Origin of the sequence: Paenarthrobacter sp. NPDC058040, assembly GCF_042885775.1 — a bacterium.
Classification (GTDB): Bacteria; Actinomycetota; Actinomycetes; order Actinomycetales; family Micrococcaceae; genus Arthrobacter.
This window is the reverse complement of sequence record NZ_JBHVRN010000009.1, coordinates 239,645-253,149: the sequence shown is the minus strand read 5'-3', so window position 1 is coordinate 253,149 and position 13,505 is coordinate 239,645. Positions and strand designations below refer to the sequence as shown.

The window sequence follows — 13,505 nt, the reverse complement described above, 5'->3', positions numbered from 1 at the left end:
CGAACCCCACGGCTTCTTCAACCAAAACCCCACCCTCAACCTCCCCACCAACACCAGCACCACCCAAAACACCGACGGCGACACCTGCTGCCACAACGGGAAGTAACCAGGGCCTACAAGGACTGGCGCGGAATCCAAACCACCGCGCCAGTCCATCCTGGGCTCCTCCTCCAGGGGCTCTCCGTAAACCCGGGTGGGTGAAAGACCCACCCCTGACCCCGGTCCCCGGTGCGGCCTCCAGCAGTACCGGGAACCGAACCTTTCCCTAAAAAGACTTCGGTCCCCGGTGCTGTTGGTAGCCGTGCCGGGGACCGGATCCACTTAAAAACAGCCCGCCTTTGTATTGAGAGCGTGATCCGTGTGTTCAACATCCCCGCGATAACCTGGGCCCTGACCGTGGTGCTGCTGCTCGGCGGAACCTGGCACACCATCCAAGCCATCCACCCCACCCCCGCCCGCGCCCGCACCCAGACCCGTGGCGTTGCCCGGACCCAACTAGGTCGCATTAGTGCGCGTTATCAGGGCCCAAAACGCGCACAAATGTCACCCAGTTGGGCCGGCCGGGTCAACCAAGGCCTGCACGCCCTCATGCACCTGCTCATGGCCGCCATGCTCTGGAACGCCGCCCCCACCACCACCCTTCTACAAATCCTCCTCCTGGCCGGCGCCGCGCTCTGGTTCATCATCCAAGCCGTCGCCCGACCCCAATACCGCACCCTCTGCACCGGCACCCGCGACCGGATCAAATGCACCTACCACGCGCTCACCATGGCCGCAGCAGCAATCATGATCGCCATGATGACCAACCACACCACCCCCGCAACACCCACCGCACCAAGCACCGCAACAGCCCACACCCACCACACCACCACCGCTACAGGCACCAGCACCGGCAGCGCGTCCATCTTCCAAAACACCCCCGCCCTGGCCACCATCCTCACCATCGCCTTCACGGCAGCAGCCACCATCTTCCTCATCCTCCTCCTGCGCCGCACCCACACAACCACCACCCACCACCACACCAAAAACACCCGCACCGAACACGGCCTCGAAGCCGCCGGCGCCACCACCATGGCCCTCATGTTCGCCACCATGACCACCTAAAAACCACCGCGCACGGCAATACCGCAGCCGCCCACCCTAAAGAGTGGTTAAAACCATCCCGAATTAGCGTTTCAGGAATTTCTCCCGGGACGGACGATGGATCCTAAGCCCCCGAAGCATCCCGGAGGCTGGCAGCCAAAACCTACCGACCCTCTTCTGGAAAGGCAGTCCGATGCAAACCTCAGATACGTGTCTTGCTACGTGGATGGGCCGGGAGGCCCTTGCTGAAGCGATGATTCCGGTGATCGGCCGGCTCTACCGCGAGAACAACGTGGTGACCAGCATCCACGGGCGCAGCCTGGTGAACAAATCCACCATGAGCATCCTCAAAGCCCACCGATTTGCCCGCCGTATCAGCAAGGAAGAGCTCCTCCTCGAGGAGACGGCTCCCCTGCTCAACACCCTGGCCAGGCTCGAGCTCGGCTCCGCCGCCATCGACATTGCCCGCCTGAACCAGAAGTACAAAGAGAAAGGCAGCGGAGCCTCCCTGGAAGACTTTCTCCGCACTGAACTGGCCGGCGTCGTAGGCAAGCGGGGCACGAACGCCGGCGCCAGCACCGACGTCGTGCTTTATGGTTTTGGCCGCATTGGGCGCCTGCTGACGCGCATTCTGGTGGAGCAGGCCGGTGGCGGCCACGGCCTTCGGCTCCGGGCGATCGTTGTCCGCAAGGGCGCGGACAACGATCTCACCAAGCGTGGGAGCCTGCTGCGTCGCGACTCGGTCCATGGCTCGTTCGAGGGCTCCATCAAGGTGGATACCGAGGCCAACACCATCACCGCCAACGGCGTCCGGATCCAGGTGATCTATTCGGACAACCCGGCCGCCATCGACTACACCGCGTACGGCATCAACAACGCCCTGATTGTCGACAACACCGGCCGCTGGCGCGACGCTGAGGGTCTCTCCCAGCACCTGCTCAGCAAAGGCGCTGCCCGCGTCCTTCTGACCGCACCGGGCAAGGGCGAGCTGAAGAACATCGTGCACGGCATCAACCATGGCGACATCACGGACCAGGACACGATCGTCACCGCGGCATCCTGCACCACGAATGCCATCACCCCCATCCTGCAGGCCATCAACGACAGGTACGGCGTGGTGCACGGGCACGTGGAAACTGTCCACTCGTTCACCAATGACCAGAACCTCATTGACAATTTCCACAGCGGAGACCGCCGGGGCCGCTCAGCAGCCCTCAACATGGTGATCACGGAAACCGGCGCCGCCAAAGCCGTGGCCAAGGCGCTGCCTGAGCTGCAGGGCAAACTGACCGGAAGCTCCATCCGTGTGCCAACGCCGGACGTTTCCATGGCCATTCTGAACCTCAACCTGGAACGCGGCACCACCAAGGACGAGGTCAACACGTACCTTCGCGAGATGGCGCTGCACTCGGACCTCCGGCAGCAGATTGATTACATGGATTCGCCGGAAGTGGTCTCCTCCGATTTCGTCGGCTCACGCCACACCGGAATCGTCGATGGGCTGGCCACGATCTCCACGGACAAGAACCTGGTTCTCTATGTCTGGTACGACAACGAGTTCGGCTACTCCTGCCAGGTGGTCCGCGTCATGGAGGAAATGGCCGGCGTGAACCGGCCGTCCTTCCCCGCCGCGAATGTGGTTGAAGAAGCCATGTCGGTGCTGGCAGCAGTGGGCTCATGAAGATTGGAATCCTGACCAGCGGTGGCGATTGCCCCGGATTGAATGCAGTGATCCGGGGAGCCGTTCTTAAGGGCATCGCCATCCAAGGGCACGAATTCGTGGGATTCCGCGACGGTTGGCGTGGTGTGGTGGAGGGGGATGTCATCGATATCCCCCGCACCTTGGTCCGCGGCATCGCCAAGCAAGGCGGCACCATCCTGGGGACCTCCCGGACCAACCCGTTTGAAAACGGTGGTGGCCCCGAGGTCATCAAGGAACACATGGAACGGCTGGGCATCGATGCGATCATAGCGATCGGCGGAGAGGGAACCCTGGCGGCCGCAAAGAGGCTCACGGACGCCGGACTGAAGATCGTGGGCGTGCCCAAGACCGTGGACAACGACCTCGACGCCACCGACTACAGCTTTGGTTTCGATACCGCCGTGCACATCGCCACCGAGGCCATGGACCGGCTACGGACCACCGGCGAGTCCCACCACCGATGCATGATCGCCGAGGTCATGGGCCGGCACGTGGGGTGGATTGCCTTACATGCCGGCATGGCCGCAGGTGCACACGCCATCCTCATCCCGGAACAGAAGGTCAGCGTGGAGCAGATTGGTCAGTGGGTGAAGGAAGCCCACGCACGCGGCCGTGCACCCCTGGTTGTGGTGGCCGAGGGCTTCGTTCCCGATCATCTTGAAACGCCGCACTCGGAGCGCGGCCTGGACACGTTCGGCCGTCCCCGCATGGGTGGCATTGCGGACCAGCTCGCGCCGGAGATCGAGTCCCTTACCGGGATCGAAACGAGGACCACCATCCTGGGCCACATCCAGCGCGGCGGCGTCCCCACAGCATTCGACCGCGTCCTCGCAACGCGCTTGGGCATGGCCGCAGTGCACTCCGTGGTGGAGGGGCGCTGGGGATCCATGGTGGCCCTCAAAGGTACGGACATCCGCCAAGTCGGCTTCGACGAGGCCCTCGGCAGACTCAAGGTGGTGCCGCAGCACCGCTATGACGAGGCGGCAGTGCTGTTCGGCTGACCGCCGGTTAGCGCACGACGGCGGCGCTCACGTCCCGTACGGCGGCATTACTGCGACGAGCTTCCTGGCTCCCTCAAGTACAGATAGGGCATCATCTATTTGTTCGAAGGCTTCTTCTACGGCCACGGCATCCTGGGCATTGTGCGGATACTCATTGTCGTTGCGGATTCGTCGCATCACTGAGAACTTATTCACAATGTCTCTGCCCGTCTTGACGAGCTGTGCCTTCAAGCATTCCTCAATGACAATGTGACCTCCGGATGAGGTCGGCCTGAGCCCTTGGATTTGAAGAACAGCTGCCAGCGCTTTCCGCGCACCGTCGTAGCTCACTTGGTAGCTTCCCATCGGATCGCCAGAGGCAATCAGTCGGGCAGATTCGATGTGCTTGGCGGCGGCTTCCAACAGGTACGACGCCATCTCCTCCGAAGCAGTCACCTGTTCAAGCTTCCTCGCACTCAACAGCCCGTCAACCACGGTTCTGCCTTCTTCCCATCGGAGAAGCCTCATGCGGTCGCCAACCTGTCAGCAAGGTGGAGTTCAACCAATGGCCTGCTCGCAATCTCACGTAAAAGGCCGTCGGACTTCATCTGCCAATCCTCGCGTGAACACACTCTGATATTCACTTCCTTACCTAGGAGGTCAGACGCTTCGTTAGCCAATGCTGCTGCGACGCGTGGTCGGAGGCTTCCTACTACCAGTACGTCAATGTCGTTGGGATCGTGGCCTGGTACACCCGACGCGCGCTCTGCCCAAGACCCGAAAATCAATGCCTGATCAACGCCAGGCCGAGACTCAAACAGCGCAGTAAGCACAGGGACCGGCCCGTAGGAGTACCGGATGATCTCAAGAAGCGCTTTATACAAAGGGTGTCCGATATTGGCTGTGACCACCCGAGCCCGCCCAACGTGTCGGTCCTCGACGTATCCGGCTGCGACCAAGCGGTCCACCTCACGCATAACCGTGGCAGGTGAGGTGTCCGCCGCTCTGGCGAGCGAGGTAATGGTGTGTTCACCCTGCCCCATAAAGATCTCGGCGAGAATCACTCCCTGCGTCTCGGAACGCAGGAAGGGGGCCAATGCCGAAGGCATCGTTTTCATAAAACGAACTATATCGTTCGTTTTATGAAAACATCAAGAAGTCATTGACAGGAGCTAACGCCCGACGGCGGCGCTCACCCCCGGTGGGCAGTCACCAAGGGATCGGGGTGCTCCGTGCGGGGGCCGGCCGCTGTTTCTACGGCAAGTCCATTCCGGATCCAGTATTCAATGCCGCCGATCATCTCCTTGACCGCATAGCCCAACTCCGCAAAGGCGAGTGCGGCGAACGTGCTGCCGTTGCATCCCGGACCCCAGGAGTAGACCACCACCTGCGAACCCGCAGGGACCAGCTGTGCCGCCAGCGACGGGATCTGGGCCGTGGGAATATGTACCGCTCCGGGAATATGTCCGTGGTCCCACGATGACTGGCGGCGGGTGTCCACCACTACGAAGGATCCGGCTGCAGCGTCGGCGACGTCCATCACGTCGATCTCGAACTGGAGCTTGGCCCGGAAATAGGCTGCCGGATCAACATTCATGCCAGCCTCGCCAACTTGGCCGAAGCCCGGCGCGAGCCCAGCTTGGCGGAGATCCGGAGGCTCGTCTCGGCCGCGAGCGGCCCCACCTCACGGACACGCTTGGCTGTCATCCGTGAGGAAAGGGAGGACACGGAGAGGGCAGCAACCACGTGGTCGTCGTGGCCGAAGATCGGCGCGGCCACGCAGCGCACTTCGGGTTCGTTCTCACGATCGTCAATGGAGTACCCCCGCCGCCGAATGGCCTCAAAATCAGCCCGGAGCAGCGAAGGATCAGTGATGGTCTTGTCCGTGAGCGGCACGAGGTTGCCCGCCAGGATCGGGCCCACCACTTCTTCCGGACTGAAGGCGAGCATGGCTTTGCCCACGGCAGTGCAGTAAGCAGGCATGGTGGCCCCCACCCGGGAGGCCATCCGAACGGTCGCTTCGTCTTCCACTTTGTCGAGGTACACAACATCCGCGCCGGAAAGAACCACCAGGTGGCACGTGGATTCCGTGGCACGCATGAGAGACCGCAACTCGGGGTTTGCGACGCTGCGCAAGTCCACCCTGTCCAGGTAGGACTGCCCCAGCCGCAGGCATCCATGGCCCAGGCGGAACTTGCCCGTTTCGTGGTCCCGCTCCAGCAGGTTCTCTTCCAGCAAGGGGGCGGCCAGGCGCAGCAGCGTGCTCTTGTTCAGCCCGGACAAGCGGGAAAGTTCAACAAGGGCCAGGCCATCCCCGTTGCCGGGCTCCTCCGCCACGACGGACAGCAGCGCCAACGCCTTTCGGAGGGATGCCGAGGAGTTCCGGGCATCCTTGCCTTCAATAGTCACTGGGTTCCTATCCGGGCCGCGGCGGCTTGCTCGGCCTCATAATCGCGTTTCCAGCCCTGGACACCCGGACGCTGTTGCCATGGGGCGGGACCGGTCAACGGCCGGTATTCCACGCCCATTGCTTCCAGTCGTGCGAGGTGCGCCCCCTTGAGGCGGGCCAGGAAATCATCGTAGTCCCGGTCCTCTGGCCGGGACCAGAAGACTTCGGCCGCCGCGCTGAGGCGGGGGAACGCGGCGAAATGCACGCGGCGTGGCGAATCGAGGTGTTCTGTCCAGATGTTCGCCTGGGCACCCAGCAGGCGCCCCGGCAGTTCATCGGCAGTGAGGCCCGGCAGTGGATCGAAGTCATAGACGTCCTGGAGCGAGGTCAGGAAACCCACGGGCACGGGCTCCTCATCACCCTCCGCTTGGCGGTGGTCGAGGTACAGCTTGTGCTCGGGACACATCACCACGTCGTAGCCCTTGCGGAGGGCGTCGATGCCGCCTTCGTATCCCCGCCAGGACGCCACGAGCGCACCGGCCGGCAGGCCGCCGTCGCCGATTTCGTCCCATACCGAGGTCGCGCGGCCGTGGCCGGCAAGGTGCAAAGCGAGCTGCCCAACGAACCAGCTGTGGAGCCCGGACACATCGTCCAGTCCCAGTTCGGTGGCCTTCGCCCGTGCCTGGTCGCTGCCTTGCCATTGGGTGAGGGGAACTTCGTCGCCACCCAGGCTGATCCACGGGGAGGGGAAGATCTCCACCACTTCGTCCAGCACGTTCCGGTAGAACCCCAGAGACGTTTCGGAGACCTCAAGGACAGTCTCATTGATGCCCCAACGCGTCCACACCTCCACAGGACCGTCGCCGGCACCGAGCTCGGGGTAGGCTGCAATCGCCGCTTGGCTATGCCCGGGAACGTCGATTTCCGGGATCACCGTGATGTGCCGTTCCGCTGCGAACGCCACGATCTCGCGGAGATCGTCCTTCGTGTAGAAGCCGCCGTGCGGGAGGCCGTCGAATTCACCCGCACGCCAGGATCCGCGCGACGATTCGCGCCTCCATGCCCCGACCTCCGTGAGCCTCGGATACCGGTCAATCTGGATCCTCCAGCCCTGATCGTCGGTCAGGTGGAGGTGCAGGACGTTGAGCTTGTGCATGGCCATGACCTCGATGAACCGCAGGACGTTGTCCTTGGGCATGAAGTGCCGAGCCACATCCAGCATGGTTCCCCGGTACGCGAAGCGCGGCTTGTCCTCCACAGCCACGCGCGGAACGGACCACTCCCCAGCAACAGCCGACTGCCTCAACGCCTCGGGACCCATCAACTGCAGGAGCGTTTGGGCCGCATGGAACGCGCCGGCGTCGCCACCCGCTGAAATCACGACGGCGTCGCCCACCTCCAGGCGGTAGGCGTCGGCGTCGAGCTCGGGGTCAAGCAGGAGACGCATGGTGGCCTCACCAGCCGCGGCTGGAAAGAGGTCCCAACCCGTCGCGGCGCCCAGGGCGCGGGCCAGCCAACGGCGAGTGGCACCCAGCGAAGGGTCGGCACCCAAGGTGGTACCGGCGTCGAGCGCTAACGAACCGGACTGCGCCGAGAAGGACCAAGGCGCTGGAACCAGGTTATGCACGGAAAGTCAGCCTTTCACCGCGCCGGCCAGGCCGGACACGAGCTTGCGTTGGACGGCGATGAAGAAGATCAGCACCGGAATGGTCATGATGACGGAGCCCGCCATGATGGCGCCCCAATCGTTTTGATCGGGCTTGAAGAAGGTCAACAAGGCCATGGGCAGTGTCTGGTTTTCCTGCGCCGAGATGATGAACGTCTTGGCGAAGAGGAAGTCGTTCCACGTGGAAATGAAGGAGAACACCGAACACGCCACCACGCCCGGCGCCACCAGCGGGAACAGGATGGACCGGACAAAGCGGAAGCTGCTGGCACCGTCAAGGCGCGCCGCCTCCTCGACCTCCACCGGAACGGCCGCCACGAACCCGCGCAGCATCCAGATCGCGAACGGAATGCTGAAGCCCACGTGCACCAGCACCAGCGAGCCCAACTGGTTCAGGCCCACCAACGGGATCGCCTCGCCTGCATTCCGGAGGAGGAAGAACAGCGGAATGGTGAGCGCCTCAACCGGGACCATCTGCGAAACCAGGATGATGATCAGCAGCTTGGTGCGCATCTTGAAGTTGTAGCGGGTGAGCGCGACGGCCGCGAGGAACGCCAGGACGGTGGACAGGACAACAACCACCAGGGCCACGATCACGCTGTTCAGGAAGTACTGGCCAAAATTGTTGACTCCCAGGACGCGCCCGAACGAATCCAGCGACGGCTCCAGCGTAAACGGCGCCGCGTCGCCGGCGTCGAGCGCTGTTTTGGGCTTCAGCGCGGACAGCACCATCCAGAACAGCGGGAAGGCAACGATCAGCGCGATCACGATTGCTGCGGCATCGGCACCAAAACGGCGCCTGCCGTTCTTGCGGAACTTCTGCGGGGCCTCCGCCGCTGCTTGCGGCGCAAGGGATGAAACGTCGACGGCGGTCACAGGGCTTCTCCTGTTCGCTTGAGGATACGGAGGTAGACGAGCGTGATGACCATGAGCAGGGCGGTCATGATCACGCCGAGCGCCGACCCCAGGCCATAAAGGCTCGCCGCGAATGCCTGCTGGTAGCCGTACACATTGAGCACCAGGTTCTGGCCCGCGATGCCACCGCCGTTGGTCATGATGTAGATCTGCGAGAAGATCTTGAAGTTCCAGATGATCGACTGGATGGTCACCACAATGACGATCGGGCGGAGCATCGGAAGCATGATGCTGCGGGCGATGCGCGGCATGGACGCGCCGTCGATCCTCGCGGCTTCGATGACCTCGGTGGGGATCGCCTGGATGCCCGCGTACACCGTGACCAGCACGAACGGGAACGAGCACCACACCACTTCGCTGGCTACCAGCCCGAAGCCGGACCACTTGTCATAGGTCCACGAGTAGCCCTGGAACTGCGTCAGCCCGATACCCACCAGCGTCTTGTTCACCAGGCCCAACGTGGGATCGAAGAGGAACAACCACACGGCGCTGCCCGTCACCGCCGGGGTAGCCCAGGCTCCGAGCGAAACCACGAACAGCATGGAACGGACCCACGGCCGCAGCCGGGTTGCCAGCACGGCCAGCGAGCTTCCCACCAACAGCGTGAACACCACGCACACGGCGGCAAAGAGGACGGTATTGCCCAGGACCGTCCAGAACTGCGGGTCCGCGAAGAGCTTCTGGTAGTTCTCCAGGCCGGTGAACTTCAGGGGTGCCTTGCCGCTGACCTGTGCCTGCCGGTAGTCGTACAAGGAGACGTTGACCAACTGGAAGATCGGGTAGCCGAGCAACGCAATCAGGACAATGAACGCCGGTGCCAGATAGAGCCACGGCTCAAGGCGCGCACGACGGCGGGAGGTGCGTGCCGTCGTCGTGCGTCCTATACGTGGGGTGCCTTGTGCCGGTTCCGGCCGCGCGGGAGCGAGGGCGGTCATGCTGCGCCTTTGCTGGGTGTCTGGATGCTCTGCATTACTTCGAACCGAAAGCCTTGTTCATGGCCGCGGCAGCATCGCTGGTGGCGGTATTGACGTCTGCCTTGCCCGTGACCACCTTCTGGTACATCCCAGTGAAGACACCCTGGGCGTCAATCGTGGACCAGGTTTCGGTGACCGGGACAAAGTTGGTTCCGGCGCGGAGGGTGTTGATGAAGGGTTCAACCTGCTTGTTGTTGTCCGCCACTGACTGCTGGACATCACTGAAAGTGGGCAGGTTGCCCATGGAATCGAACATCTTCTGCTGGTACTTCTTGCTGGCAAGCAGCTTCACGAAGTCGGCTGCCAGCGTGTGGTGCTTGCTGCTGTTGAAGACGCCCAGGTTGTTTCCGCCTGCGAAGGCCGGTGCGATGGAACCCGCGGTCTTGCCCGGAACAGGAACCACGGCGAACTTGTCCTTGATGGCGCTGGCTGCAACGGCCTTGTAGTTGAAGTCGCCGCCGATTGTCATGGCCGACTTGCCGGCGATGAACTGCTGGACGCTGGCGTTGCCCCCGAATTCCGCGCAAGTCTGGGCCGGGCAGATGTCATCCTTGAGGAGGCGGGTGTAGGCGGCCACGCCGTCGCGCGACTCCTTGGAATCCAGGCCTGAAACGAACGCTTCACCGTCCTTCGTGGCGATGGATCCGCCGTTGGCCCAGAGGTACGGCATGGCCGAGAACTGGGCGGCGCCACCAACGGACATGCCGAGCATATCCGGGTTGGCCGCACGGACAGCGCGGGCCACCGTTTCCACCTCGTCCAAGGTCTTGGGGACTTCAAGGCCCAGCTGCTGCAGGAGGTCCGTGCGGTAGTAGAGGGCGCGGACGCCGACGAACCACGGCACCCCGTAGTTCTTGCCGTCCACCTCGGTGGTGTCCAGGATCTTTCCGTCCAGGTCCTTGGACTCGTCCCAGGCCTTGATGTCCTCGGTGACATCGGCCAGGCCGCCGGACGCGACGTAGCTGGCAAGGTCCGTGTTGCCGAACTCGGCGACGTCCGGAGCGCTGGACGGATCGTTGAACGCCGCCTTGAACCGTTCGGCGCGGCTGTCCACGGGAATGTACTGGACGTCGATGGTGGCACCACTGTGTGCCGCTTCGAATTCCTTAACGGCTTCCTTGACCACGGCGGACTTGGGGTCCTGGTTGACCTCGGAGAACAGCCAGACGCGGACAGTGCCGGTCTCCTCGTCCGAGGTGGATGCTGCGTTGTTGGCGGTGGGCGGTGCGCAGGCGGAGAGTGCGATGGCTGCGAGCGCCACGGCCGCAGCGGTGCGTGCGAGTTTCAAAGTGTCCTCCAGGGTGTGGGTCCCGCGGGTGTTCCCCCGGCGCGGGTATGGAACCAAACACTATGAACGGGGGTGTGTGGGCGGAAGCACAATTGCCGAAAGGTTTGCAATGCAAAACAAGAAAGCGCATTTTTGGGTTTTTGGTCTATACCAGTGCGGGATATGTGGGGCTTGGTCCAGCCCAATTACCGGTCGTTGCGTTCCCGTCTCATTCACCGGATGAGCGCTTGGTAGAGTGAGCCATCACTTTGTACTGGCTGTTACCCATCAGCCTCTTTGGGGGACTCCGTGGATTCTGCACCTTCGCGTGCTTCGCGCGCGCATTTCAGGCGCTTCATCGCCGTCGTACTTTCCCTTGCCGCCGCAGCGCTGCTACTCGTCGCACCCGGCACACCAGCCTCGGCCGCCGACCCGCTGGTTTTCACCTTCACGCGTGCATCGCCGTTCACCGTGCAGGCAGGTCAACCGGTCATTTTCGACTTCACTGCGTCCAAGCCGGTTGACCGCGTGGAGATGGAAGTTTCCTTGTGGCTCAGGGAGACGCGGACCGCAACGGCCTCGTGGACGTCACAGACACCATCGACGTCCGGTTCCGTCATCCTGAACACTCCGGTGGACACGTGGCCGGACGGAGGTGTTCAGATTCAGACCATCCGGGTCGGTGTGCACGGATCGGATCCGGTAGCCTTTCGGCGCGACGGATCCTTCAGCGGTCCGGCGGTCGCCTTGGGGCCCTTCCACGAGCAGGACGTCCACGTTGAGAATCCCGCGCTCCCAAGGCAGGCCCCGACCTTCACCTCTTTCGAGGAGCCGAAGTCCCCTGCCGAACCCGGACAATCCGCAGCCGTGAAATTCTCGCTGGGACTTCCCGCCCAGCGGGTGGACCTTGAGTATTTGGACGAGTCTGGCATAACAGGTTTGTCACTCACATGGAGCGGCCCCGTCTCCGCGCAACCCGCTTCCGGCGTCGCAACAGCACCCATTACTTCAGCCGCCTACAACGGCCGCTACAAGCTGAACCGGGCAACAGTTACCTATCTCGGCGGGTTGACGGCTGTTTACCACCGCGACGGCAAGTACGAAGGACTCCTGGACCCGAACCCTGGCGATCGCGTACCGCTGGAAGAAGGCGACTTCTCAGTGCGCAACGTCCAAGCGATCCTCAAACCGGTGGAGTTCCCCTCCGGCGTAAAGATCGCCACCGACTACGGCCTGGAGACATTACCGGTGGCCGACGTCGGGGCGATGTCTCCATCCGATGCCCGACTCGAATACCAGTGGTTCATGGATGGCGCTCCAGTCGATGGAGCCACCTCCAAATCCCTCGATGCAACCATCGGCGGCAAGGTCCTGACCGTCCGCGTCACGGCCCACGCCAAAGGCTACGTCCCAACCACGGTAACCTCGGACCCCATCGGACCAATGCCGCGGCGCCTCAACACCCACTTCATGTCGGTGACGGGAAATGCGGTCCTCGGCGGACAGGTGTACCCCACATGGGCCGCCCCGCCATGGGTCCTTCCCGAAGGTGGAACACCCACGTACACGTACGCGTGGAAACGCGATGGCACGGCCATTCCAGGCGAGGTCAACGCCATACACACGGTCACGGCCGCCGACATGGGGCATACGCTCACAGTCGAACTCAACATCATGTACGAACCCTTGACGCAAACGACGTTGACGGCCGATGTTCCGATCCCGCACAGACAACGAGGCCTCGGCTTTAACGCTGACGGCACCGCAGACGTCTTTGCGCGGACGGCGTCCGGAGATCTGCTCCTGTACCCCGGCAACGGCAAGGGCGGCTGGCTACCAGCGCAAACCATCGGTCACGGCTGGGGCATTTTCGATATCCTGCTTGCCCCGGGCGATTTCGACGGCGACGGCGCCACGGACGTGATCGGCCGGGACCGTTCGGGCCGCCTGTTCCTCTACTCCGGAAACGGACACGGCGGCTGGAAAGGCAGCCGCCAGATCGGGCAGGGGTGGCAGAGCTTCAAGGAGATTGTGGCCCCTGGCGACTTCAATCGGGACGGCTCCCACGATCTCCTCGCAAGGGACAGTGCCGACCGCTTGATTCTTTACCCAGGCGACGGCCGCGGAGGGTGGAAAACCCCCGTCACCGTCGGTTGGGGCTGGGGTGGATACTCGAGGCTTATCGCTCCGGGCTGGTGGACCGGTTACCACGAATCGAACATCCTGGGACAGACCACATCCGGCGAGCTTAAACTGTGGGCCGGGATCGACACAGGCTTCTTTGACTTCCGAACCACCGTCGGCTCGGGCTGGAACAGTGTTGCCACAGTGGGTGGACCGGGCGACTTCAACGGCGACGGAAGCCCGGACGTCTTCGGAATCAGCCCCGGCGGGACCATGACCATGTACTGGGGAAACGGCACAGGAATCAACGGCTGCGGCCTCGATTGCGGCTTCTGGAAGGGGCAGACAGTGGTGGGCTGGGGCTGGGGCGGCTTTACGGCAGTGTTCTAGCAGTCACTGCCCCGC

12 protein-coding genes are annotated in these 13,505 nt (G+C 63.1%); 4 read left to right on the top strand and 8 right to left on the bottom strand.

All coding sequences use genetic code 11. The features are described 5' to 3' along the window. Positions 1-351 precede the first annotated feature (351 nt). From ACFVSJ_RS14965 to ACFVSJ_RS14955, 3 genes are all read left to right on the top strand, one after another. Positions 352-1,104, top strand: a complete 753-nt coding sequence (locus ACFVSJ_RS14965) for a DUF5134 domain-containing protein (protein WP_387437637.1) — start codon at positions 352-354, stop codon at positions 1,102-1,104. Between the two features lie 172 nt (positions 1,105-1,276). Continuing rightward, positions 1,277-2,764 carry a glyceraldehyde-3-phosphate dehydrogenase gene (locus ACFVSJ_RS14960; RefSeq protein ID WP_387437636.1) on the top strand — a complete coding sequence of 496 codons (1,488 nt, stop codon included), beginning with the start codon at positions 1,277-1,279 and terminating at the stop codon, positions 2,762-2,764. Then, positions 2,761-3,786 carry an ATP-dependent 6-phosphofructokinase gene (locus ACFVSJ_RS14955; protein WP_387437635.1) on the top strand — a complete coding sequence of 342 codons (1,026 nt, stop codon included), beginning with the start codon at positions 2,761-2,763 and terminating at the stop codon, positions 3,784-3,786. Before ACFVSJ_RS14960 ends, ACFVSJ_RS14955 begins: the two co-directional genes overlap by 4 nt. Positions 3,787-3,813: 27 nt before the next feature. Here ACFVSJ_RS14955 and ACFVSJ_RS14950 read toward each other — a convergent pair whose 3' ends face one another. The 8 genes from ACFVSJ_RS14950 to ACFVSJ_RS14915 all read right to left on the bottom strand — a co-directional run bounded on the left by ACFVSJ_RS14950 (position 3,814) and on the right by ACFVSJ_RS14915 (position 10,997). Next, entirely contained in the window at positions 3,814-4,260 is a 447-nt protein-coding gene (locus ACFVSJ_RS14950; protein WP_387437634.1) for a hypothetical protein, read from the bottom strand. Positions 4,261-4,289: 29 nt separating this feature from the next. Next, positions 4,290-4,883: a hypothetical protein gene (locus ACFVSJ_RS14945; RefSeq protein ID WP_387437632.1), complete on the bottom strand. Its 594-nt coding sequence runs from the start codon at positions 4,881-4,883 to the stop codon at positions 4,290-4,292. Positions 4,884-4,957: 74 nt separating this feature from the next. Next, the gene (locus ACFVSJ_RS14940) at positions 4,958-5,362 is read right to left on the bottom strand and encodes a rhodanese-like domain-containing protein (protein WP_387437631.1); all 405 of its coding nucleotides are present in this window, start codon (positions 5,360-5,362) and stop codon (positions 4,958-4,960) included. Further along, entirely contained in the window at positions 5,359-6,174 is an 816-nt protein-coding gene (locus ACFVSJ_RS14935; protein WP_387437630.1) for an IclR family transcriptional regulator, read from the bottom strand. Before ACFVSJ_RS14935 ends, ACFVSJ_RS14940 begins: the two co-directional genes overlap by 4 nt. Then, on the bottom strand, positions 6,171-7,781 hold the full coding sequence (locus ACFVSJ_RS14930; RefSeq protein WP_387437628.1) for a beta-N-acetylhexosaminidase: 1,611 nt from the start codon (positions 7,779-7,781) through the stop codon (positions 6,171-6,173). The genes ACFVSJ_RS14935 and ACFVSJ_RS14930 overlap by 4 nt, the downstream gene beginning before the upstream one ends. Before the next feature lie 6 nt (positions 7,782-7,787). After that, positions 7,788-8,696, bottom strand: a complete 909-nt coding sequence (locus tag ACFVSJ_RS14925; protein WP_387437627.1) for a carbohydrate ABC transporter permease — start codon at positions 8,694-8,696, stop codon at positions 7,788-7,790. Continuing rightward, a complete protein-coding gene (locus tag ACFVSJ_RS14920) occupies positions 8,693-9,670 on the bottom strand; it encodes a carbohydrate ABC transporter permease (protein WP_387437626.1) in 978 nt (325 codons plus the stop codon). The genes ACFVSJ_RS14925 and ACFVSJ_RS14920 overlap by 4 nt, the downstream gene beginning before the upstream one ends. 34 nt (positions 9,671-9,704) lie before the next feature. Beyond that, positions 9,705-10,997: an extracellular solute-binding protein gene (locus ACFVSJ_RS14915; RefSeq protein ID WP_387437623.1), complete on the bottom strand. Its 1,293-nt coding sequence runs from the start codon at positions 10,995-10,997 to the stop codon at positions 9,705-9,707. A 288-nt stretch (positions 10,998-11,285) separates the two neighbouring features. On the opposite strand from ACFVSJ_RS14915, the gene ACFVSJ_RS14910 reads away from it, so the two are divergent. Then, a complete protein-coding gene (locus tag ACFVSJ_RS14910; protein ID WP_387437622.1) occupies positions 11,286-13,490 on the top strand; it encodes an FG-GAP-like repeat-containing protein in 2,205 nt (734 codons plus the stop codon). Positions 13,491-13,505: the final 15 nt, after the last annotated feature.

What these genes read in the sequence shown, in the direction of transcription:
- ACFVSJ_RS14960 (WP_387437636.1), top strand. Translation starts at nt 1,277, where the DNA reads ATGCAAACCTCAGATACGTGTCTTGCTACGTGGATGGGCCGGGAGGCC.
- ACFVSJ_RS14955 (WP_387437635.1), top strand. Translation starts at nt 2,761, where the DNA reads ATGAAGATTGGAATCCTGACCAGCGGTGGCGATTGCCCCGGATTGAAT.
- ACFVSJ_RS14945 (WP_387437632.1), bottom strand. Translation starts at nt 4,883, where the DNA reads ATGAAAACGATGCCTTCGGCATTGGCCCCCTTCCTGCGTTCCGAGACG.
- ACFVSJ_RS14940 (WP_387437631.1), bottom strand. Translation starts at nt 5,362, where the DNA reads ATGAATGTTGATCCGGCAGCCTATTTCCGGGCCAAGCTCCAGTTCGAG.
- ACFVSJ_RS14920 (WP_387437626.1), bottom strand. Translation starts at nt 9,670, where the DNA reads ATGACCGCCCTCGCTCCCGCGCGGCCGGAACCGGCACAAGGCACCCCA.